The sequence below is a fragment of the Comamonas jiangduensis genome (genome assembly GCF_030162955.1).
Taxonomy (GTDB): Bacteria; Pseudomonadota; Gammaproteobacteria; order Burkholderiales; family Burkholderiaceae_C; genus Comamonas; species Comamonas jiangduensis.
Genome location: NZ_JARXOV010000013.1, coordinates 51,693 through 70,276, shown reverse-complemented (window position 1 = coordinate 70,276; position 18,584 = coordinate 51,693). Strand labels below are relative to the sequence as shown.

General features: G+C 60.9%; 20 protein-coding genes. 9 read left to right on the top strand and 11 right to left on the bottom strand.

The window, feature by feature from the left end; all coding sequences use genetic code 11:
- Both urtB and urtA read right to left on the bottom strand, forming a co-directional pair.
- Nucleotides 1-1,605 carry an urea ABC transporter permease subunit UrtB gene (urtB, locus tag QEP12_RS11345; protein WP_431308083.1) on the bottom strand — a complete coding sequence of 535 codons (1,605 nt, stop codon included), beginning with the start codon at nucleotides 1,603-1,605 and terminating at the stop codon, nucleotides 1-3.
- 104 nt (nucleotides 1,606-1,709) lie between these two features.
- The gene (urtA, locus tag QEP12_RS11340) at nucleotides 1,710-2,981 is read right to left on the bottom strand and encodes an urea ABC transporter substrate-binding protein (protein WP_284214322.1); all 1,272 of its coding nucleotides are present in this window, start codon (nucleotides 2,979-2,981) and stop codon (nucleotides 1,710-1,712) included.
- A 426-nt stretch (nucleotides 2,982-3,407) separates the two neighbouring features.
- On the opposite strand from urtA, the gene QEP12_RS11335 reads away from it, so the two are divergent.
- The 4 genes from QEP12_RS11335 to ureC all read left to right on the top strand — a co-directional run bounded on the left by QEP12_RS11335 (nucleotide 3,408) and on the right by ureC (nucleotide 6,513).
- Nucleotides 3,408-3,710 (top strand): urease subunit gamma, encoded by a 303-nt coding sequence (locus tag QEP12_RS11335; protein WP_284214321.1) that lies wholly within the window; start codon nucleotides 3,408-3,410, stop codon nucleotides 3,708-3,710.
- 58 nt (nucleotides 3,711-3,768) lie between these two features.
- Complete coding sequence (locus QEP12_RS11330) at nucleotides 3,769-4,386, top strand: HupE/UreJ family protein (RefSeq protein ID WP_284214320.1); 618 nt, start codon at nucleotides 3,769-3,771, stop codon at nucleotides 4,384-4,386.
- A gap of 14 nt (nucleotides 4,387-4,400) precedes the next feature.
- Nucleotides 4,401-4,706: an urease subunit beta gene (locus QEP12_RS11325; RefSeq protein WP_174862816.1), complete on the top strand. Its 306-nt coding sequence runs from the start codon at nucleotides 4,401-4,403 to the stop codon at nucleotides 4,704-4,706.
- 88 nt (nucleotides 4,707-4,794) lie between these two features.
- The gene (gene ureC, locus QEP12_RS11320; RefSeq protein WP_284214319.1) at nucleotides 4,795-6,513 is read left to right on the top strand and encodes an urease subunit alpha; all 1,719 of its coding nucleotides are present in this window, start codon (nucleotides 4,795-4,797) and stop codon (nucleotides 6,511-6,513) included.
- A gap of 4 nt (nucleotides 6,514-6,517) precedes the next feature.
- Here ureC and QEP12_RS11315 read toward each other — a convergent pair whose 3' ends face one another.
- On the bottom strand, nucleotides 6,518-6,991 hold the full coding sequence (locus tag QEP12_RS11315; RefSeq protein WP_174862817.1) for a gamma-glutamylcyclotransferase family protein: 474 nt from the start codon (nucleotides 6,989-6,991) through the stop codon (nucleotides 6,518-6,520).
- An 81-nt stretch (nucleotides 6,992-7,072) separates the two neighbouring features.
- Here QEP12_RS11315 and ureE point away from each other — a divergent pair, with 81 nt between their 5' ends.
- The 5 genes from ureE (at nucleotide 7,073) to QEP12_RS11290 (ending at nucleotide 10,783) form a co-directional block, all read left to right on the top strand.
- Nucleotides 7,073-7,684: an urease accessory protein UreE gene (gene ureE, locus QEP12_RS11310; RefSeq protein ID WP_284214318.1), complete on the top strand. Its 612-nt coding sequence runs from the start codon at nucleotides 7,073-7,075 to the stop codon at nucleotides 7,682-7,684.
- The gene (locus tag QEP12_RS11305; RefSeq protein WP_219162700.1) at nucleotides 7,681-8,385 is read left to right on the top strand and encodes an urease accessory protein UreF; all 705 of its coding nucleotides are present in this window, start codon (nucleotides 7,681-7,683) and stop codon (nucleotides 8,383-8,385) included. Before ureE ends, QEP12_RS11305 begins: the two co-directional genes overlap by 4 nt.
- Complete coding sequence (gene ureG, locus QEP12_RS11300) at nucleotides 8,382-9,050, top strand: urease accessory protein UreG (RefSeq protein ID WP_219162701.1); 669 nt, start codon at nucleotides 8,382-8,384, stop codon at nucleotides 9,048-9,050. Before QEP12_RS11305 ends, ureG begins: the two co-directional genes overlap by 4 nt.
- A gap of 83 nt (nucleotides 9,051-9,133) precedes the next feature.
- Entirely contained in the window at nucleotides 9,134-10,213 is a 1,080-nt protein-coding gene (locus QEP12_RS11295; RefSeq protein WP_219162702.1) for a DUF697 domain-containing protein, read from the top strand.
- 108 nt (nucleotides 10,214-10,321) lie between these two features.
- Nucleotides 10,322-10,783, top strand: a complete 462-nt coding sequence (locus QEP12_RS11290) for a hypothetical protein (RefSeq protein ID WP_219162703.1) — start codon at nucleotides 10,322-10,324, stop codon at nucleotides 10,781-10,783.
- Between the two features lie 378 nt (nucleotides 10,784-11,161).
- Here QEP12_RS11290 and uraH read toward each other — a convergent pair whose 3' ends face one another.
- The 8 genes from uraH to QEP12_RS11250 form a co-directional block, all read right to left on the bottom strand.
- Nucleotides 11,162-11,575: a hydroxyisourate hydrolase gene (gene uraH / locus QEP12_RS11285; protein WP_174862824.1), complete on the bottom strand. Its 414-nt coding sequence runs from the start codon at nucleotides 11,573-11,575 to the stop codon at nucleotides 11,162-11,164.
- A 53-nt stretch (nucleotides 11,576-11,628) separates the two neighbouring features.
- On the bottom strand, nucleotides 11,629-12,033 hold the full coding sequence (locus QEP12_RS11280; RefSeq protein ID WP_246254082.1) for a GlcG/HbpS family heme-binding protein: 405 nt from the start codon (nucleotides 12,031-12,033) through the stop codon (nucleotides 11,629-11,631).
- Nucleotides 12,034-13,055: 1,022 nt separating this feature from the next.
- A complete protein-coding gene (gene arsC, locus QEP12_RS11275; protein ID WP_284214316.1) occupies nucleotides 13,056-13,406 on the bottom strand; it encodes an arsenate reductase (glutaredoxin) in 351 nt (116 codons plus the stop codon).
- Between the two features lie 26 nt (nucleotides 13,407-13,432).
- Nucleotides 13,433-13,834, bottom strand: coding sequence for a DUF423 domain-containing protein (locus QEP12_RS11270; protein ID WP_284214315.1), 402 nt, complete (start codon nucleotides 13,832-13,834; stop codon nucleotides 13,433-13,435).
- 51 nt (nucleotides 13,835-13,885) lie between these two features.
- Entirely contained in the window at nucleotides 13,886-15,397 is a 1,512-nt protein-coding gene (locus QEP12_RS11265) for a dihydrolipoyl dehydrogenase (RefSeq protein ID WP_284214314.1), read from the bottom strand.
- Between the two features lie 2 nt (nucleotides 15,398-15,399).
- On the bottom strand, nucleotides 15,400-16,200 hold the full coding sequence (locus tag QEP12_RS11260) for a lysophospholipid acyltransferase family protein (RefSeq protein WP_284214313.1): 801 nt from the start codon (nucleotides 16,198-16,200) through the stop codon (nucleotides 15,400-15,402).
- Nucleotides 16,201-16,263: 63 nt separating this feature from the next.
- The gene (locus tag QEP12_RS11255; protein WP_284214312.1) at nucleotides 16,264-17,559 is read right to left on the bottom strand and encodes a dihydroorotase; all 1,296 of its coding nucleotides are present in this window, start codon (nucleotides 17,557-17,559) and stop codon (nucleotides 16,264-16,266) included.
- A gap of 61 nt (nucleotides 17,560-17,620) precedes the next feature.
- On the bottom strand, nucleotides 17,621-18,583 hold the full coding sequence (locus QEP12_RS11250; protein WP_219162711.1) for an aspartate carbamoyltransferase catalytic subunit: 963 nt from the start codon (nucleotides 18,581-18,583) through the stop codon (nucleotides 17,621-17,623).
- Nucleotide 18,584: the final 1 nt, after the last annotated feature.

Genomic DNA, 18,584 nt, shown 5'->3' with positions numbered 1-18,584 from the left:
TCATGCCTCCGCACTGCGGCCTTTCATTGCAAAAATGCCCTGGGGCCGCTTCTGGATAAAGGCGATGATGAAAATCAGCACGGCAATCTTGGCCAGCACCGCGCCGGTCCAGCCTTCGAGGAACTTGTTCAGGATGCCCAGTCCCAGCGCGGCATACACCGTGCCCGCCAGCTGGCCCACGCCGCCCAGCACCACGACCATGAACGAATCCACGATGTAGCTCTGGCCCAAGTCCGGCCCGACATTGCCTACTTGGCTCAGCGCACAACCGGCCAGCCCTGCGATACCGCTGCCCAGCGCAAACGCCAGCGTGTCCACACGGGCGGTGTTCACCCCCATGCACGATGCAATCGGGCGGTTCTGTGTGACACTGCGCACAAACAGGCCCAGGCGGGTGCGCGCAATCAGGTAGGCCACGCCCGCCAGCACCGCAAAGGCAAAAGCGATGATGACCAGCCGGTTAAAAGGCAGCATCAGGTTGGGCAGCAGTTGCCAGCCGCCACTCATCCACACCGGGTTTTCCACGGCCACGTTCTGCGCGCCGAAGGTAGAGCGCACCAGTTGCATCAGCACCAGGGAGATGCCCCAGGTGGCCAGCAGGGTCTCCAGCGGGCGGCCATACAGAAAGCGCAGCACGCCACGCTCCATCACCGCGCCCACCAAGGCGGAGGCCAGAAAAGCTACGGGCACCGCCGCCAGCAAATACCAGTCAAAGAAGTCGGGCAGATAGCTGCGAAACAGGCCTTGCACCACAAAGGTGGCGTAGGCGCCGATCATCATCAACTCGCCGTGGGCCATATTGATCACACCCATCAGGCCATACGTAATCGCCAGGCCCAGCGCCACCAGCAGCAGGATGGAGCCCAGGCTGACGCCGGTGAAAGCCACGCCCAGGCGTTCGCCCCAGGCCAGCTTGTCTTTGACTTCGGCCAGCGCACGTTGCAGCGCGGCCTGCACTTTTTCATCCTGCTCCTGCGTCAGCTGTTCATTGAGCAGCAAGCGTGTGGCAGGGGTGGCGTGCTGGGCCAGTAGCTGCGCGGCGGCTATGCGCTGCTGGGCATCTGCGCTGCCCAGCAAAGCTGCTGAGCGGGCCATCTCCAGCTCAGCCTTCACCGCTGCATTTGACTCCTGCGCCAGGGCTTTTTCCAGCATGGGCAGGCGCTCCGGTGTGGCGCCCTTGAGCATGGCCTTGGCGGCATCCAGCCGCTCTGCATCGTTGCCCACCAACAGGTTCAGCGCCGCCTGTGCATTGCCGATCTCGCGGCGCATGCGGTTGTTGGTGCTGGCATCTTCAGCCCCTTCGGGCAGGGGCGTGACCTGTCCTGTGACGGGGTCGCGGGCTTCGCCCCCCCGCACGATGAAAGCCCGCTCGGCGGTGTACTGCACTTCACCATCGCGCAGCGCATTCAAAAAGTCCGAAACACGGGCTGCTTCACCCGTGGCCACGGCGTCTTGCATGGCGGCAATGCGGCTGTTGTTATCGCCATCGGCCATGGACAACGCTTGCTCGGTCGTCAGCGCCTGGGCTGGGGCCTGCCACAGGGCCATGCAGGCCAGCGCTGTACCCAGCCAGGGCCGGAAGGTGCGCAAGAAAGGGGTCAACATAGGTCTATCCAATTCACAAAAGGCCCGCTCGGGCGAACGGGCCTTTGGGGTGGAGGTGCAAGACGCGGCATCTGCTGCAGCACGGCTGCCGCGTCAAGCCGCCATCACTGCTTCGCGGGCTCGTCTTTTTTCTTGTCGTTGCCTTCGATGAACGGGCTCCAAGGCTGCGCTTTGATCGGGCCTTTGGTCTTCCAGACCACATTGAATTGGCCATCGGCCTTGATTTCACCAATCAGCACGGGCTTGTGCAGGTGGTGGTTTTTGGCATCCATGGTCAGCGTGAAGCCGCTGGGCGCCTTGAAGGTCTGGCCCGCCATGGCGGCAATCACTTTGTCAGCTTCGGTGCTCTTGGCCTTCTCAGCCGCCTGCTTCCACATGTGGATGCCGACGTAGGTGGCTTCCATGGGGTCGTTGGTCAGCGGCTTGGTGGACTGGCCGGGCAGGTTCTTGGCCTTGGCATAGGCGCTCCACTGCTTGATCCAGGCATCGTTGGTGGGGTTCTTCACGCTCATGAAGTAGTTCCACGAGGCTAGGTGGCCCACCAGGGGTTTGGGATCAAGGCCGCGCAGCTCTTCCTCCCCGACCGAGAAGGCCACCACGGGCACATCGGTGGCCTTGATGCCAGCGTTGCCCAGCTCTTTGTAGAAGGGCACGTTGGAATCGCCGTTGATGGTGGAGATCACCGCCGTCTTGCCACCGGCGGCGAACTTCTTGATGTCGGCCACGATGGTCTGGTAGTCGCTGTGGCCAAACGGGGTGTAAGCCTCCATGATGTCTTTGTCAGCCACGCCCTTGCTCTTGAGGAAGGCGCGCAAGATCTTGTTGGCCGTGCGGGGATAGACATAGTCGGTGCCCAGCAGCACCCAGCGCTTGGCACTGCCGCCGTCCTCGCCCATCAGGTATTCCACCGCAGGAATGGCCTGCTGGTTGGGCGCTGCACCGGTGTAGAACACGTTTTTCGACAGTTCCTCACCCTCGTACTGCACGGGGTAAAACAACAGGGCATTGTTTTCCTCATACACCGGCAGCACCGACTTGCGGCACACTGAGGTCCAGCAACCAAAGGTCACAGCCACCTTGTCCTGGCTGATCAGCTGCTTGGCCTTCTCCGCCGCCAGCGGCCAGTTGGAGGCGGTGTCGATCACCACCGGCTCCAGCTTCTTGCCCAGCACACCGCCTTTGGCGTTGATGTCCTCGATGGTCATCAGCGCCATGTCTTTGAGCGCGGTTTCTGAAATCGCCATGGTGCCAGACAGTGCATGCAGCACACCCACCTTGATGGTGTCTGCGGCCTGTACGGACATGGCCGAAAAGCCCATGCCCGCGACCGTTGCGGCAGCGGCCAAAGTATGGAGAGGGAAGCGGCGTGGGGTCATGAAAAGCTCCTCAGGGGTCAGGTTGAATGCGCCCGCCATCGGCAGACAGCGGTCTGCACACCCCTTTGCAAGCCATATGCCACTTTGACGAAGGCGCTCCACTTTCACCAAAGCGGTGCAACAAATAACGACAGACGGCAAACATGCACCAGGTTCACCACGCCACGCACCAAGAAAACCTGCAACCGCCGCAGTTGCAGACCATGCGGCACCACATTCAAGCAAGCGCATGCCGCCCTGTGCACCAAAGGCAGCACTGGCACGGCTTTTGCAAAAGATGGTGGCAAGCCCTGCTGCTGCTTTTGGCACCGCTGCCCCACACTGCCCTGGAGCTTTCTGCCAGCGTTCCATCTGCACCCGCTGCACCCGCCACCCCCGCCAACAGCCACGCGCTGGCCCATCACAACATTTAGAGCGAAAAAAATTATGGAACTGACTCCACGAGAAAAAGACAAGTTGCTCATCTTCACCGCCGCCTTGCTGGCCGAGCGCCGCCAGGCGCGCGGCCTCAAGCTGAACTACCCGGAAGCCGTGGCCCTCATCAGCGCCTTTGTGATGGAAGGCGCCCGTGATGGCAAAACCGTGGCGCAACTGATGAGCGAAGGCCGCACCGTGCTGACCCGCGCCGACGTGATGGAGGGCGTGGCCGAGATGATTCCAGACATCCAGATCGAGGCCACCTTCCCCGATGGCACCAAGCTGGTCACGGTGCATGAGCCCATCGTCTAGTCTCTCAAATTTCAAGCCTTTTTGGCCTCTAGCCCTTATTTGACCAGCGCTAACAGCTATGAAAACCACACACCTGATTGCCACCTCCGTTGCCGCAGCAACGGCCCTGCCCCTCACCGCCCTGGCCCACGCTGGCACTGATGGCGGTGGCCACCACAATTTTCTGGACAGCCTGATGCACGCCATCGCCCACCCCTTGGGGGGTGCCGATCACCTGGCCGCCATGCTGGCCGTGGGGGCCTGGAGCGCATTGGCATTTGGCCCGTCTCGCAAGGCCTGGGCCGCACCTGCGGGCTTTGTGGCGCTCTTGATTGCGGGCTGCCTTGCCGGTTTTGCAGGCCTGCATGTGCCCGCCATGGAGCCCATGATTGCCGCATCCGTTTTGGTGCTTGGCTTGCTCGTCATGGTGCAGCAAAAAATGGCTGTGGGCGCAGCCGCTGGCCTGGCCGGTGTGTTCTCCTTCTTCCATGGCGCCGCACACGGCTATGAGCTGTTTGAAGCATCCTTCGCCCCTGCGGCGGGCGTGATCGTGGGCATGGCCGCCGGCTCGGCCCTGCTGCATGTCACAGGCATGGTGGTGGGCCACCACGTCATGCAGCGCCACCACGCGATCGCCAAGGTGGCGGGCGGCCTGACTGCCATACTGGGCGCAATCATGCTCACGCGTTTAGCCTGAAGAAAGGGCTGCATATGATCCCAGGAGAAATTTTGGTAGACGAAGGCACGCACGTGCTCAACCCGGGCCGCGCCATCACCACGCTGGTGGTGAAAAACGCCAGCGACCGCCCCATTCAAGTGGGCTCGCACTACCACTTTGCCGAGACCAATGCCGGTCTGGACTTTGACCGTGCAGCAGCGCACGGCAAACGCTTGAACATTGGCAGCGGCATGGCCGTGCGCTTTGAGCCCGGCCAGCAACGCACGGTGGAGTTGGTGGATATGGGCGGTGCACGCAAGGTGTACGGCTTTCGCGGCCTGATTCAAGGGCCGCTGTAATGCCCCAGCGCCCCTTCTTACTACGTACATTCACTGCCCCCCAGTGGGGCACATGCCTCGCTTGCGGTGGCTCTACCGGAGACATGTGATGGCCACCATGGACAAACGCGCCTACGCCGAAACCTTTGGCCCCACCGTGGGCGACCGCCTGCGCCTGGCCGATACCGAGTTGATTGTTGAAGTCGAGCAAGACTACACCTTGGCTGCGGGCGGCTATGGGGAAGAAGTGAAGTTTGGTGGCGGAAAAACCATCCGCGACGGCATGGCGCAAAGCCAGCGCAGCCGCGAGCAAGGCGCCATGGACACCGTGCTGACGAATGCGCTGATCCTGGACCACTGGGGCATCGTCAAGGCCGACATTGGCCTCAAGGGCGGGCGCATTGCCGCGATTGGCAAAGCGGGTAACCCCGACACCCAGCCCGGCGTGGACATCATCATCGGCCCGGGCACGGAAATCATCTCCTGCGAGGGCCACATCGTCACCGCCGGCGGCATCGACACCCACATCCACTTCATTGCCCCACAGCAGATTGAAGAGGCGCTGACCAGCGGCATAACCACCATGATTGGCGGCGGCACCGGCCCGGCCACCGGCACCTTTGCCACCACCTGCACCCCCGGCCCCTGGCACATGGAACGCATGCTGCAAGCGGCCGACGCCTTCCCCATGAACTTGGGCTTTCTGGGCAAGGGTAATGCGGCACTGCCAGCCGGCTTGCACGAGCAGATCAGCGCCGGAGCCATTGGCCTCAAACTCCACGAAGACTGGGGCAGCACGCCCGCAGCCATCAGCAACTGCCTGGATGTAGCCGAAGAGACCGACACCCAGGTCGCCATCCACACCGACACGCTCAATGAATCGGGCTTTGTGGAAGACACCGTGGCCGCCTTCAAGGGCCGTACCATCCACACCTTCCACACCGAAGGCGCGGGCGGCGGCCATGCGCCCGACATCCTGAAGGTGGTGGGCGAGGCCAATGTGCTGCCCAGCTCCACCAACCCCACGCGCCCCTACACCATCAACACGCTGGACGAGCACGTCGACATGTTGATGGTGTGCCACCACCTGGACGCCGGCATTGCCGAGGACCTGGCCTTTGCCGAAAGCCGCATCCGCAAGGAAACGATTGCGGCCGAAGATATCCTGCACGACATTGGTGCGATCAGCATGTTCAGCTCCGACAGCCAGGCCATGGGCCGCGTGGGTGAGGTGATTTTGCGCACCTGGCAAACGGCGCACAAGATGAAGCAACAGCGCGGTGCATTAACTGGAGATGGTGCACGCAACGACAACTTCCGCGTCAAACGCTATATCGCCAAGTACACCATCAACCCGGCGATTGCCCACGGCATCAGCCACGAGGTGGGCAGCATCGAGGTGGGCAAGTGGGCCGATCTGGTGATCTGGAAACCAGCTTTCTTCGGCGTCAAGCCGTTTTGCATCTTGAAAGGCGGCAGCATCGCCATGGCCGCCATGGGCGACCCGAACGCTTCCATCCCCACGCCCCAGCCCGTGCACTACCGCCCCATGTTCGCCAGCTTTGGCGGCGCGATTGCCAAGACCTCGCTGACCTTTGTCTCGCAAGCGGGGCTGGCGGCCGGCATTGGCGAACGCTTTGGCCTGGCCAAGACCCTGTCGGCCGTGAAGGGCATCCGCGGCGTGCAAAAGCAGCACATGGTCCACAACGACCTGGCACCGCGCATGGAGGTGGATGCCCAGACCTATGCCGTGCGCGCCGATGGGCAACTGCTGACGTGCGAGCCCGCACGCAGCCTGCCCATGGCGCAGCGCTATTTCCTGTTCTGAGCGCTCACGCGCCGGGAGCTGTCTTATGGGCCTTGAACCACGCCAGCCAGTCGCCGCTGTCAATCACCGGCGCGGCCTGCACGGTCGCTGGCAAGGCCTCGTAGACCAGCACTGCCAGCATCTGCGTGCCGCCACCGGTCAGGGCCACGGGCACGGTGAGGGTGCGCTTGGTGTATTCGCCCGTGTCCTGGGGCCAGATGCCTTCGTAGCCGTCGAGCACCTGCTCCAGAGCCGCGTCCAGCGGATAGACCTCGGCCAGTACCTGCTGCGAGCCCTGCAGCACCAGGCCGGGGTACCAGCCCAGGTCGTGCAACGTGCCCGTCAGCGTGGTGCGACCCGTGATCACCATGCCGCCGCGCAGCCGCGCAATGTCATTCACCGCGCCGGTGCGCAGCGTGCCGTAGACGGCCACATGGCCCACACCGCAGGGCTGCCAGCCGGACTTATCAGACCGAGAGAGTTCAGAGGGGGTTGACATGTTTGTCATGCTATTGGATAGGAAAGCGCTTGGGAATGCACAAAGCGCGCCAGTCTGTAGCTCTCCTTTTGAAAGTACCCTATGTTGACCATCCACAAACTTCTGCCCCAGGGCCAAGGCCTGGCCAAAGTGCTGCTGCAGCGCGCCGCCACCGTCGAGCTGGACTGGGACGTGCGCCAGAAATCGCGCTTTGCCGCCACAGACAGCCAGGGGCGCGAACTGGCCATCTTCCTGCCGCGCGGCCAGGCCGTGCGCGGCGGCGACGTGCTGGTGGCCGAAGACGGGTCGCTGATCCGTGCCATTGCCGCGCCCCAGCGCGTGCTGAAGATCACCGCCTGCGCCACGCACGGCACCGCCTTTGACCTGATGCGTGCTGCCTACCACCTGGGCAACCGCCATGTGCCGATTGAGCTGCAGCCCGACCACCTGAAGATAGAACCCGACCATGTGCTGGCCGACATGCTACGCAGCATGCACATGACCGTGGTGGCGGCCGATCTGCCGTTCGAGCCCGAAGGCGGCGCCTACGGCGGCCATGTGACCAACGACGGACACAGCCACCACCATGGGCACGGGCATTCCCATGACCATGACCACGCTCATCCGCACGCACCCCAGTCTGCAGATGGCGACAGCTGCTGTGGCCATGCCCATGCACATCCCCATGCACACGGCCAAGGTGGTTGCGGATGAACACGCCCCTGCATCTGACGGCCAGCAGCTTCCTGCAGCTCATGTGGCTGGCATCGCCCGCCCTGCCGATTGGTGGCTTCTCTTACTCGGAAGGGCTGGAAGCGGCCGTCAATGCTGCGTTAGTTACTACAGAAGTTGAAGCATCGGATTGGATCGTCGAGCAGTTGCAACTGACGCAGTCACGCGGTGACATGGCAGCCATTGCCCAAGCTTTCCCCGCTTGGGCCTGCAATGACACGGCGCGCCTTGCCCAACTGAACGACTGGGTACGCCATACCCGGGAAAGCGGTGAGCTGCGCTTGCAAACCGAACAGATGGGGCGCTCCTTGGTGGAGTGGCTCAAAAACCGCTACGCCGCTGATAACGCAGCCCAAACGCAGGTGCAGTGGCTGGCCGCGCAAGACGCCAGCTACCCGATGGCCTTTGCCTTGGCCGCCCACCTGACGGGCGCCAACGCACGCGACGCGCTGCTGGCTTATGCCTTTGGTTGGGCCGAAAACATGGTGCAGGCCGCCATCAAGGCCGTGCCCCTGGGGCAGAGCGCGGGCCAGCGCATTTTGGCGCGGCTGGCCCAAGAGATTCCTGCCGCAGCCGAGCATGCCTTGGCACTGCCCGATGCCGCGCGCCAAGCTTTTTCGCCCATGCTGGCCATTTTGTCGGCCCGTCATGAACACCAATACTCCCGCCTGTTCCGATCATGAGTACTGCACTGCACCACATCCCCCACCGCACCAAAAAACTGCCACCGCTGCGCGTAGGGATTGGCGGGCCTGTTGGCTCGGGCAAAACCACCATCCTCGAAATGCTGTGCAAGGCCATGCGCGCAAAGTGGGACTTGGTGGCGATTACCAACGACATCTACACCAAGGAAGACCAGCGCCTGCTGACCATCAGCGGCGCCCTGCCGCCCGAGCGCATCATGGGTGTGGAAACTGGCGGCTGCCCGCACACTGCCATTCGGGAAGATGCGTCCATCAACCTGGAAGCGATTGACCGCATGCTCAAGGACTTTCCCAACGCCGACATCATCTTTATCGAATCCGGTGGCGACAACCTGGCCGCCACCTTCAGCCCAGAGCTGAGCGATCTGACGATCTACGTCATCGACGTGGCAGCGGGCGAGAAAATCCCCCGCAAGGGCGGCCCCGGTATCACCAAGAGTGACCTGTTTGTCATCAACAAAACGGACCTGGCCCCGCACGTGGGCGCAGACCTGGCCATCATGCGCAGCGACACCATCCAGCAACGCACCACACCCAAAGGGCTGAAACCTTTTGTAATGACCAATCTGAAAACCCTGGACGGTCTGGACGAGGTGGTGGGCTTTATTGAAAAACAAGGGTTGCTGGTGAACGGCAACGCCTAACACCCTGCGGCTTTAGGCCTTCAGCAACGCCACCGGCACTCAGGCACACTGGGTGCCGTTGTGCTTTTCAGAGGATGTTGCCCATGTCACGCTTGACCACCCGTTTGCTGCAGCTTGCCACAGCCGCCTTTGTAATCTGGAGCGGTGTGTTTGCGGTGGCCATGGTCAGTCAGTTGGCAGATGCCGCAGACCGTTTGCACACGGGTGCAGGCCAGCCCGTGTTCTGGAGCTTGCTCACCCTGCTGGTACTGACGGTGGCTGTGCCCACCCTCATGCTGTGGCGCATGCCTGCAGCGTTGCTCTACCCGCGAGATGCAGATCTGCATGCGGTGGCCGCCTATACGCAGCGCCTGCGCGCTCACTTGGCGCGCAACCCGCGCTTGGCTGGCCAGCCGCTGCACACCGCGCAAGATATCGAAGCCGCTTTGACGCTGCTGCGCAGCGCAGCGGAAGCCGAAACCCAACGCAGTGCCACCAGCGTACTGGTCAGCACCGCACTGCTGCAAAACGGCAGGCTGGATGGACTGGTGGTGCTTATCAGCCAAATCCAACTGGTCTGGCGCATTGCGCGCATTTATGGCTTGCGCCCCTCACTGCGCCAGCTGTCTTACCTGTACGGCAATGTGGGCGCCTGCGTGCTGGTGGCCTATGGGATGGAAGAAGTGGATTTCGCAGCGCTGACCGCCCCGATCGTGCAGGCCGCAGCGCCCTCCACCATGGGCAGCGTGCCGGGGCTGGGTGGCATGGGTGCGCTGCTCACCAACAGCCTGGCCAGTGGCGCAGCGAATGCTTTTTTGACCTTGCGCGTGGGTCTGGTGGCTGACGCCTATTGCGCACCGCAGCAGCAGCCCGAGCGCACCACCATCCGCACCAGCGCCACGCGCCGTGCTGCGCAACTGCTGGGCCGCATCGTCAAAGACAGCGGCACACAAGTCAGCCAGGCCGTGTACCAACGCCTCAAGCACAGCGTGGTCAGCACCGCGCAGGCAGCGGCAGACAGTGTGAAACAAGCCGGCCGCAGTGTGGGCGGCGCTACGCAGTCTGCCTATCAGGCCACGACACAGAGCCTCAACCAAGCCGTGCAGCAGGTCAAAGGCTCTACCAGCGCCGCCACCCAGCGTTTGCAGCCATCACGCAAGCCGCAAGACCCACCAGGTCAATAAGCACTTTTTTGGCCTTTCACGCTTATCTAGCAAGCGCTGGAAGCTATGGTTTTTATTTCTGGATGGCTGCACTTGAAAGGTGCGCCTGCTCGGCCTAGCATGCCAGCCATGAACCAACTGCTGCGCCCCTTGATTGCTGGCTGCACCGCTCTAGGGCTGTGTGCTTTCACTTTGTCTTTTGCATACGGGCAAGAGGTATACCGCTGCGGCAGCAGCTACAGCGATGCGCCGTGTGCAGGTGGCAAGGCGGTGTCGACCGAACCTCTGGTGGAAGTGCATCCCTCGGCAACGCAGCCCCGCCGCACCAACGCCCAAGGCCCCCACAACGCTTACCAGCAGCAGCGCCACGAAGAACGCGCATGGGATCGCATGGAACGCGAGCTGGACAAAGCCCAGGCCGAATCGCCGCCCCAGCGCAGTACCAACAACCGCCGACAGTGTGAAGCCAAGCAACAGCGCATTCAGAAAATCGATGAACTGGCGCGCAAAGGCGGCAGCGTTCAGCAGATGGAGCGTCTGCGCGAAGAACGACAAAAAGCACGCGACTGGCAATTCCGGGCAGGCTGTTAAGCAACGGATCCCTACAGCCTATGCAGAGCGTGGCTAGGCCCCCATGTGCGTACTGCTGGATGCCAATCCCACACATGGCCCTACGCCCATCCAGCAAGAAGCGCGGGCTCTCCTCGCTGGCGGAGCACTTGCACCAGCGCGCTTGGCGCTGTTTCTAGCAGTTTTGCGGAGTGGGGCTGCAGACGGAAGATAGGGCCGCGAAGCACCCGTGCTTCGCGGCCCTATCACCTTATAGGTACTCCATGGTGCTGAGCGCTGCAGTCACTTGAAAAATTCAAATCACTGGTTGCTATTGCAACGTGACTGGGGCGAAGCAGCGATTGCTATACCGCTCGTCGCTGTGATTTACCCACCCAGTGCCCGCTCGTCAAATTGCAATCAGTTGCCGCGGTAGCTAGAGAAGCCGTAAGGGCTCAGCAGCAGGGGAATGTGGTAGTGAGGCACTGACCCATCAGCCTTGAAGATCACGGGGATTTCTGGGAAGAAGGTCGAGGTCTTGTGTTTGTTGAACCACTCCTCCGTTTGGAATGTTGCGCGGTAGTTACCTTTTTCCATGGTGGATTCGGAGGGGTAGAGCGCAGGAATGCGGCCTTGCTCATTGGTGACACCTTCACTGATTTGCACCCACTTGTTATCGACCTTCTTTTCCAGTGTCACGTTGACACCCGCCGAGGGCAGGCCGTCTTGCAAATTCAGTACGTGCACGCTCAAGGGGTTCGATGCAGCCAGCGCAGAGCTAGCAATCGCAGCATTCAGCAGCAGGCCACCGATAAAGAGTTTGGTTTTTTGCATGGAAATTTCCTAAGGGTTGGGGTGTTGAAGAGAGAACGAAACTCAGAAAACAATTACTTGGAAGTGCCCAGCACTTTGTCGATGGCTTCCAAAGCACAGCCTTCGTCAATGACGGAGCCGCCTGCACCACCTACACCGATAGCGCCGATGACTTCACTGCCCACTTTCACGGGCACGCCGCCGCCGATCAGCAAGAGGCTGTCAATCGTGTTCAGGTTGTTGGATTCAGGGTTCTTGCGTGCGTTTTCCGCAAAAATGCGCGAAGGCGTCTTGGTGGAAAGCGCGGTGAATGCCTTCTTGATAGCTGCATCGGTGTTATGCGGCCCAACACTGTCATCGCGCTGCAAAGACAGCAGATGACCACCACGGTCAATCACAGCAGCCACGGCAGAGCGACCTTGAGCGTGGCATGCCGACATCGTTGCCTCCACCAAAGCATTTGCCAAATTGAGAGACATATTGCTTTGATTCAGTGGAGCAGGCGACGCAGCAAACGCGTGGGCTGAAATTAGGAGAAAAAGACCACAAACTGATTTAATGGAACGCAATCGCATGGGTTCATCCTGTATCGAAGTCGTTGAGCGAACAGGGATAATTTAGTTCACACACGATGACGCCAAGATTGCACGTTCATTACATTTTTTTCATGTTGCTCTAGCTATTTTCAGATTTTATATTTTATAAAAATTCATATTCCTATATTGTTATTCAAATAAATATATCAATTCTTTCAAAGAAGGCTTCCAAGAGGAATTTCCAACCTAAGCGAGCAACTCGCTAATCGCTGAATAAAAGCCAGAGATTTCTAATTTTTCAGTCGGTCTAATTAAAATTTCGAAGTGAATTACTAACGAATTTATGGCGAACTTCCGTGCTACACAAATCTATATCAGCTAACGGTGAGATTTTAAAATATGTGATGATATTTTCTAGCACTTAAAATTTTTTATATTTAACGTGCTTTAAATTAAATTTACGTATTATTTAAATTTTTTTAATTATTAAAATTAATTGAATATAATTAATTAATATAAAACAAGAAAAAATTAAAATATCCTTATTAGAAACATTATTTATTCTTCTTGGAAAAGAAATATAGCTTAATACAACTTGATTCATCAACCAACAGTCTTCCGGCCATAAAGGGTCGCAGCGTCAATCACGTTAGACTTGCTCCAGCATCATTTAAGCAGGGGGAAATGAGCGGCTTCCAACTGTTTCTGCCGCTGTTTGCTATCGGGAACTGCAGTCATAGGGTTGGTAAGGCATAAATGCTTGGCAGCGCTGGGCCGGCATATGACTTCACCCCTAGCTTTGCCCACTCAAAAACTTGGGAAACCTTCAAAAGAAAAGCTGCCAGCGCTTGTTTGGCCTTGTTTTCCAGTACTTTTCTATTCGAAAACAATATTTAACAAGCGCTGGCAGCTATCTTTTTAAATACACCGGCATCGTCTGTGCGGTCTATCTTTTGCCTGTGGCTTTACAGCAGCTCCAGCACCGTCTCTGGCGGGCGGCACAGCTTGGCGCCTTTGGGGGTCACCACAATCGGGCGGTTTAGCAGCACGGGGTGTTCAGCCACGGCCAGGATGATCTGCGCATCGCTCACTACGGGGTTGTCCAGTCCCAGTTCCTGGTAGAGCGCTTCTTTGGTACGCAGCAAATCACGCACGGGCGCGCCGATATGCGCCACCAGCTCTGAGAGTTCGGGCGCAGTCAGCGGTGTGGCAATGTAGTCCACGATGTTGGGTTCAATCCCACGGTCACGCAGGATTTGCAGGGCACCGCGCGAGTTGCTGCAGCGGTGGTTGTGAAAGATGGTGATGTCGCTCATGGCCCAAGTTTAGAGCCTGCGTGCACTCACTCGGTGGCAGCACGCGCCGCTTGGAAGCCACCCACACCCAAGGCCAGCCATGCCAGCATCAAGCAAGTGCCACCCCAAGGCACGAAGGGGCGAAAGGCTTCAACACCTGTGAAAGTGCGCAGATAAATCAGACCGGCAAACAACAGCACGCCCAGCGTAAACAGCCCCCCCGCCGCACACAGCCAACGGTTGCACCGGCCTTGGAGCGCCAGAATGCCCACGCCCAGCAGTGCCAGGGCATGAAATAGTTGCTGCTGCACGGCCATCTGCAACGTGGCGCGCGCGGCTTCACGCGCTACAGGGTCTGACACAAAGCCCAAACCATGCGAGGCGTAAGCTGCCATGCCCACCCCCGTTGCGCCAAACAACGCGGCCAAAGGAATCCACCATTTACGCATCACCCGAGCCCTCCCAGCGCTTGCTATGCGCATCCATTATCACGCCCTCCATTACGCACTTTGCAGGCTGCGGCGCATGTCACGCAAGGCGGTATCTATCATTTCTTCCACGGTAGGGTGGTAGTACGGCAGCTGCAGCATGCCCTCCACGGTTTCGCCCCGTTGTACGGCCCAGGCCAGTTGATGGGCCAGGTGCTCACCCCCTTCACACAGCAGGCTGGCACCCAGCAGGCGGCCCGTGCTGCGCTCGGCATACATGCGCAGCACATGGTGTGGCGCGTGCATGATTTTGGAGCGCCCACTGCCCTTGCCGGTCACGGTGCCGATCACTGCATCTGCGGCCAGGCGATCAAAGCGGGTGCCCACCTCGGCAATATCCGGGTCGCTGAACACAATCGACATGGGGGTGGTGCGGTGGCGCTCAGCAATGTGGGGCCAATCCCTATCACCCAGAGCACGCAAGGCTTGCTGCGCTGCCAGTGTGCCTTCGTGGCCTGCTTCATGCATCAGCGCAGGGCCGGGCGCGGAATCTCCCGCCAAAAACACCATGCTGCCAGCACAGCGCAAGCTGCCGGGCTGGGCTGCGTCCATAACTGGGCGCCATTGGTCATCCAGCTGCACACCAGCCAAAGCCATCTCCAGCCCCTGCAGGCGCGGCGCGCGCCCCAGCGCTGCCAGCAGGTACTGGGCCTGGTGCTCCAGCTTGCCAGCCTGCATCCGCACGCCGCCCTCCGCCCGGGTGACCGTGATCTGCTTTTCTCCGAGTGCCATGGGCAGTTGCTGCGCAAAATAGGTGCTGGCAGCCTGGGCCACTTCAGGGTCTGCCACTTTGGCAACCACGGCAGAGCGGCCTGCAGCGGCCACATCCACACCCAGGCGCTGCAAGGCCACACCCATCTCCAGGCCAATCGCGCCCAGTCCCATTACCGCTACGCTGCGGGGCAGCTCGGGCAGATAAAACAGCTCATCGGTGGTGATCAAGGCGTCGCCCAGCGCTGTTTGCAGGTCCGCAGGTTTGATCGCTGCAGAGCCTGTCGCCACGATAAACGCCCGGGCTTGCACGCGACGGCCATCGCTCAATGCCACGGTGTCTGGGTCTACGAAGCGGGCGCTGCCAGGCAGCAAGTCTTCGGCCGCAAGCTGGTGCACCTGGCGCACATTGCCTGCCACCAGTTCATCACGAATGGCCAGCGCCTGCGTCCACAACTGCTGGGGCGTGGTGTGGCCTGCAGGCAGCGCACTGCCTGGGGACAGCAGCGCTTGCAGCGTGCTCCAGCGTTTGGCGGCATGCAGCACGGCCTTGGACGGCATGCAGCCCACGCGGGCACATGTGGTGCCTAAAGGGCCATGATCGATCATGACCACCTTGGCTCCTGCCCGGCGTGCGGTGCTGAAGGCATGCATGCCCGCAGTGCCCGCACCGATGACGGCCACATCCGCGTGGATGGTGGAGCTGCTCATAAAGTCTCCTTGGTTGCTTGCGCCACTGCGGGCGCTGAGAACGTGGGTCCAGAGGGTCGCAGAGATCGGGGCAATGCGCCCACCAGCGCTGCGAAGGGGCAAGCTTACTTGGCCACTGTCAGCGGCAGTGGCACAACCGGCTGGGGCGCAGCTTGATGCACAGGTACTTGGCGCAAAGCCTGTACCTGGGCTTGCAGGTCTTGCGCCCAAGTGCGGCGATCACGGCCCTGGGATTTTTCTGGCGTGCCGTAGCGCACCACCGCCACCAGATGGGCGGTGCCAATCGTGCGCCACAAACTGCGCAGCATGGCTTCATCGGGGTAGGCCTCGCACGGCACCAGCGAGACTTGCCCGGTGCGGGCATCCATGAAGGTCAGGGCCACAGGCTGCACCGGCACGTCCGCATCGATTGCCGCTTGCAGCATATTGCCGTGAAACGGCAGCAGCTCGCGCCCTGTGCCCACGGTGCCTTCGGGGAACACCGCCAAAATATCGCCCTGCTCCAGCGCTTGCACCATGGCTTGCACGGTGCGCTGCGTGTCTCGGCGGGAGCTGCGCCGCACAAACAATGTACCTGCCGCACTGGCCAGGCGCCCCACCACAGGCCAACGGGCAATTTCTGCTTTGGAGACGAAGCGGCAATGCTGCGCGGCATGCAGCGTGGGAATATCGAGCCATGACTGGTGATTGGCCACCAGCAATACCGGCCCTTGCGTGACGGGCTGGCCTTCAATGCGCAATGCCACACCGGCTGCTTGCAAGAATTCACGGGCCCAGCGCTCAACCGCGCGCTGCTGGTTGGGGGCATCCAACTGGTGAAATTCACGGCGCGCCACACGCACGCCGTGCAATGCATGACGCAGCATCTGCGCAAAACGACCTATTGCACGCCAAGTTCCAGCCATCCGGCCCCTCCTCCTTACCTTGTTGCGACTACATCCCCCTCACAGCCCACTTAGCGCCGCCGGTTACTGGCGCTCAAAAGCGATATGGCCGTTGACCAGCGTCAGCTGCACCCGCGCGGGCAGCTCATAGCCATTGAATGGGGTGCTCTTGCCCTGGCTGACCAGCGCATCGGCAGCCACGGTCCAGGCAGCCTGCGGATTGACGACGCACAAGTCCGCCACACCACCTTCTACCAACTGACCCAGGCTGGCCTGCAAGGTTCCCAACGCACTGCCCAGCAAGCGCGCGGGGGCCGCAGTCACCACCTCCAGCGCACGCGCCAAAGGCACGTTGCTGTCTTGTGACCATTTCACGGCCAGCGACAGCAGCAACTCCACGCCCGTGGCACCGGGTTCCGCTTCGGCAAACGGCAGCACCTTGGCGTCGTCATCCACCGGGCAGTGGTCAGACACCAGCGCATCGATGGTGCCGTCGGCCAGTGCCGCAGACAGCGCATCGCGGTCACGCTGCTGGCGCAGCACAGGCACCAAGCGCGCACTGCTGTCGAAGTAGCCGATATCGTTTTCCGTCAGGTGCAGCGAGTTGATGGAAACGTCCGCCGTCACATTCAGGCCCTCGGCCTTGGCCTTGCGCACCAGCTCCACGCCGGCAGCACTGGACAGGCGGCACAGGTGCACGCGGGTTTGTGAGCCACGGATCAGCTCAAAAATCGTGTGCAAGGCAATGGTTTCTGCCGCCACCGACACACCCGCCAAGCCCATGCGCGTGGCCAGCGCGCCGCTGGCGGCCACGCCCTTGCCCAAGTCCTTGTCCTGCGGGCGCAGCCACACGGCATAGCCGAAGGTGTTGGCATACGCCAGCGCCCGGCTGAGCGTGGTGATGCTGGACAGGGGCGTGTCCGCCTGACCAAACGCCACACAGCCCGATTCGCTCAGTTCTGCCATTTCGGTCAGCACTTCGCCCTTCAAATCCTTGGTCAAAGCACCCATGGGGAACAGGCGCGACTGGTGCAGCTTCTTGGCGCGCAGCTTGAGCATTTCCACCAGGCCCTGCTCGTCCAGTACCGGGTCGGTATCGGGCAGGCACACCAGGCTGGTCACGCCACCGGCCACGCTGGCGGCCATTTCAGACTGCAGCATGCCTTCGTGCTCATGGCCTGGTTCGCGCAGGCGCACGGCCAGGTCCACCAAACCAGGCACCACCCACTGGCCAGACGCATCGACCACGCGGTCGGCCTCAAAGCCTGCGGGCGCTGGGCCAATCGCCACCACGCGGCCATCAGCCACCGCCACATCACACACTTGGTCGAAGCCGCGTGCAGGATCAATCACGCGGCCGTTTTGAATCAAGATTTTCATGGTTTCACACCAAATTGGCTGCTAGCGCTTATCCAGCAAGCGCTAGCAGCTATCAAAACAATTACGCCTCGTTACCGGCGACGATGGACATTACCGCCATACGCACAGCGATACCAAACGTCACTTGCGACAAGATCACCGCCTGCGGGCCATCCACCACGGCAGAGTCAATCTCCACGCCGCGGTTGATCGGGCCGGGGTGCATCACGATGGCATCGGGCTTGGCCAGCTCCAGGCGCTTTTCCGTCAGGCCAAAGCTCTTGAAATATTCCTGGCTCGAAGGCAGCAGCGCGCCGCTCATGCGCTCGTTCTGCAAGCGCAGCATGATGATGACGTCGCAGTCCTTGATGCCCTCTTCCAGGTTGTGGAACACGCGCACGCCCATGCTGGCCAAATCGGCAGGTACCAAGGTGCGGGGGCCCACCACGCGCACTTCGGCCGCGCCCAGGGTGGTCAGCGCATGGATGTCCGAGCGCGCCACGCGCGAGTGCAGCACGTCGCCCACAATCGCCACGCGCAGGTTGGAGAAATCTTTTTTGTAGTGACGGATGGTGTACATGTCCAGCAGCCCCTGCGTGGGGTGTGCGTGACGACCGTCACCGGCATTGACCACGTGCACGTGGGGTGCCACGTGCTGGGCGATCAGATACGGCGCGCCCGACTCACTGTGGCGCACCACAAAGATGTCGGCGGCCATGGCGCTCAGGTTGTCGATGGTGTCCAGCAGCGTCTCGCCTTTGCTGGCCGAGCTGCGCGCGATGTCCAGGTTGAACACGTCGGCAGACAGGCGCTTGGCCGCAATCTCAAACGTGGTGCGGGTGCGGGTGCTGTTTTCAAAGAACAGGTTGAACACGCTCTTGCCGCGCAGCAGGGGTACTTTTTTGACTTCGCGGTCGTTGACGCTGACGAAGTTGCTGGCCGTGTCCAGGATGTGAGTCAGGATGTCCTTGGACAGGCCTTCGGTGGACAGCAGGTGGATCAGCTCACCGTTCTTGTTCAGTTGGGGGTTGCGCTTGTACAGCACG

Excerpts from the sequence above, each read along its gene's own strand:
- urtB (WP_431308083.1), bottom strand. The coding sequence starts at position 1,605 with ATGTTGACCCCTTTCTTGCGCACCTTCCGGCCCTGGCTGGGTACAGCG.
- urtA (WP_284214322.1), bottom strand. The coding sequence starts at position 2,981 with ATGACCCCACGCCGCTTCCCTCTCCATACTTTGGCCGCTGCCGCAACG.
- QEP12_RS11335 (WP_284214321.1), top strand. The coding sequence starts at position 3,408 with ATGGAACTGACTCCACGAGAAAAAGACAAGTTGCTCATCTTCACCGCC.
- QEP12_RS11330 (WP_284214320.1), top strand. The coding sequence starts at position 3,769 with ATGAAAACCACACACCTGATTGCCACCTCCGTTGCCGCAGCAACGGCC.
- QEP12_RS11325 (WP_174862816.1), top strand. The coding sequence starts at position 4,401 with ATGATCCCAGGAGAAATTTTGGTAGACGAAGGCACGCACGTGCTCAAC.
- ureC (WP_284214319.1), top strand. The coding sequence starts at position 4,795 with ATGGCCACCATGGACAAACGCGCCTACGCCGAAACCTTTGGCCCCACC.
- QEP12_RS11315 (WP_174862817.1), bottom strand. The coding sequence starts at position 6,991 with ATGTCAACCCCCTCTGAACTCTCTCGGTCTGATAAGTCCGGCTGGCAG.
- ureE (WP_284214318.1), top strand. The coding sequence starts at position 7,073 with ATGTTGACCATCCACAAACTTCTGCCCCAGGGCCAAGGCCTGGCCAAA.
- QEP12_RS11305 (WP_219162700.1), top strand. The coding sequence starts at position 7,681 with ATGAACACGCCCCTGCATCTGACGGCCAGCAGCTTCCTGCAGCTCATG.
- ureG (WP_219162701.1), top strand. The coding sequence starts at position 8,382 with ATGAGTACTGCACTGCACCACATCCCCCACCGCACCAAAAAACTGCCA.
- QEP12_RS11295 (WP_219162702.1), top strand. The coding sequence starts at position 9,134 with ATGTCACGCTTGACCACCCGTTTGCTGCAGCTTGCCACAGCCGCCTTT.
- QEP12_RS11290 (WP_219162703.1), top strand. The coding sequence starts at position 10,322 with ATGAACCAACTGCTGCGCCCCTTGATTGCTGGCTGCACCGCTCTAGGG.
- uraH (WP_174862824.1), bottom strand. The coding sequence starts at position 11,575 with ATGCAAAAAACCAAACTCTTTATCGGTGGCCTGCTGCTGAATGCTGCG.
- QEP12_RS11280 (WP_246254082.1), bottom strand. The coding sequence starts at position 12,033 with ATGTCTCTCAATTTGGCAAATGCTTTGGTGGAGGCAACGATGTCGGCA.
- arsC (WP_284214316.1), bottom strand. The coding sequence starts at position 13,406 with ATGAGCGACATCACCATCTTTCACAACCACCGCTGCAGCAACTCGCGC.
- QEP12_RS11270 (WP_284214315.1), bottom strand. The coding sequence starts at position 13,834 with ATGCGTAAATGGTGGATTCCTTTGGCCGCGTTGTTTGGCGCAACGGGG.
- QEP12_RS11260 (WP_284214313.1), bottom strand. The coding sequence starts at position 16,200 with ATGGCTGGAACTTGGCGTGCAATAGGTCGTTTTGCGCAGATGCTGCGT.
- QEP12_RS11255 (WP_284214312.1), bottom strand. The coding sequence starts at position 17,559 with ATGAAAATCTTGATTCAAAACGGCCGCGTGATTGATCCTGCACGCGGC.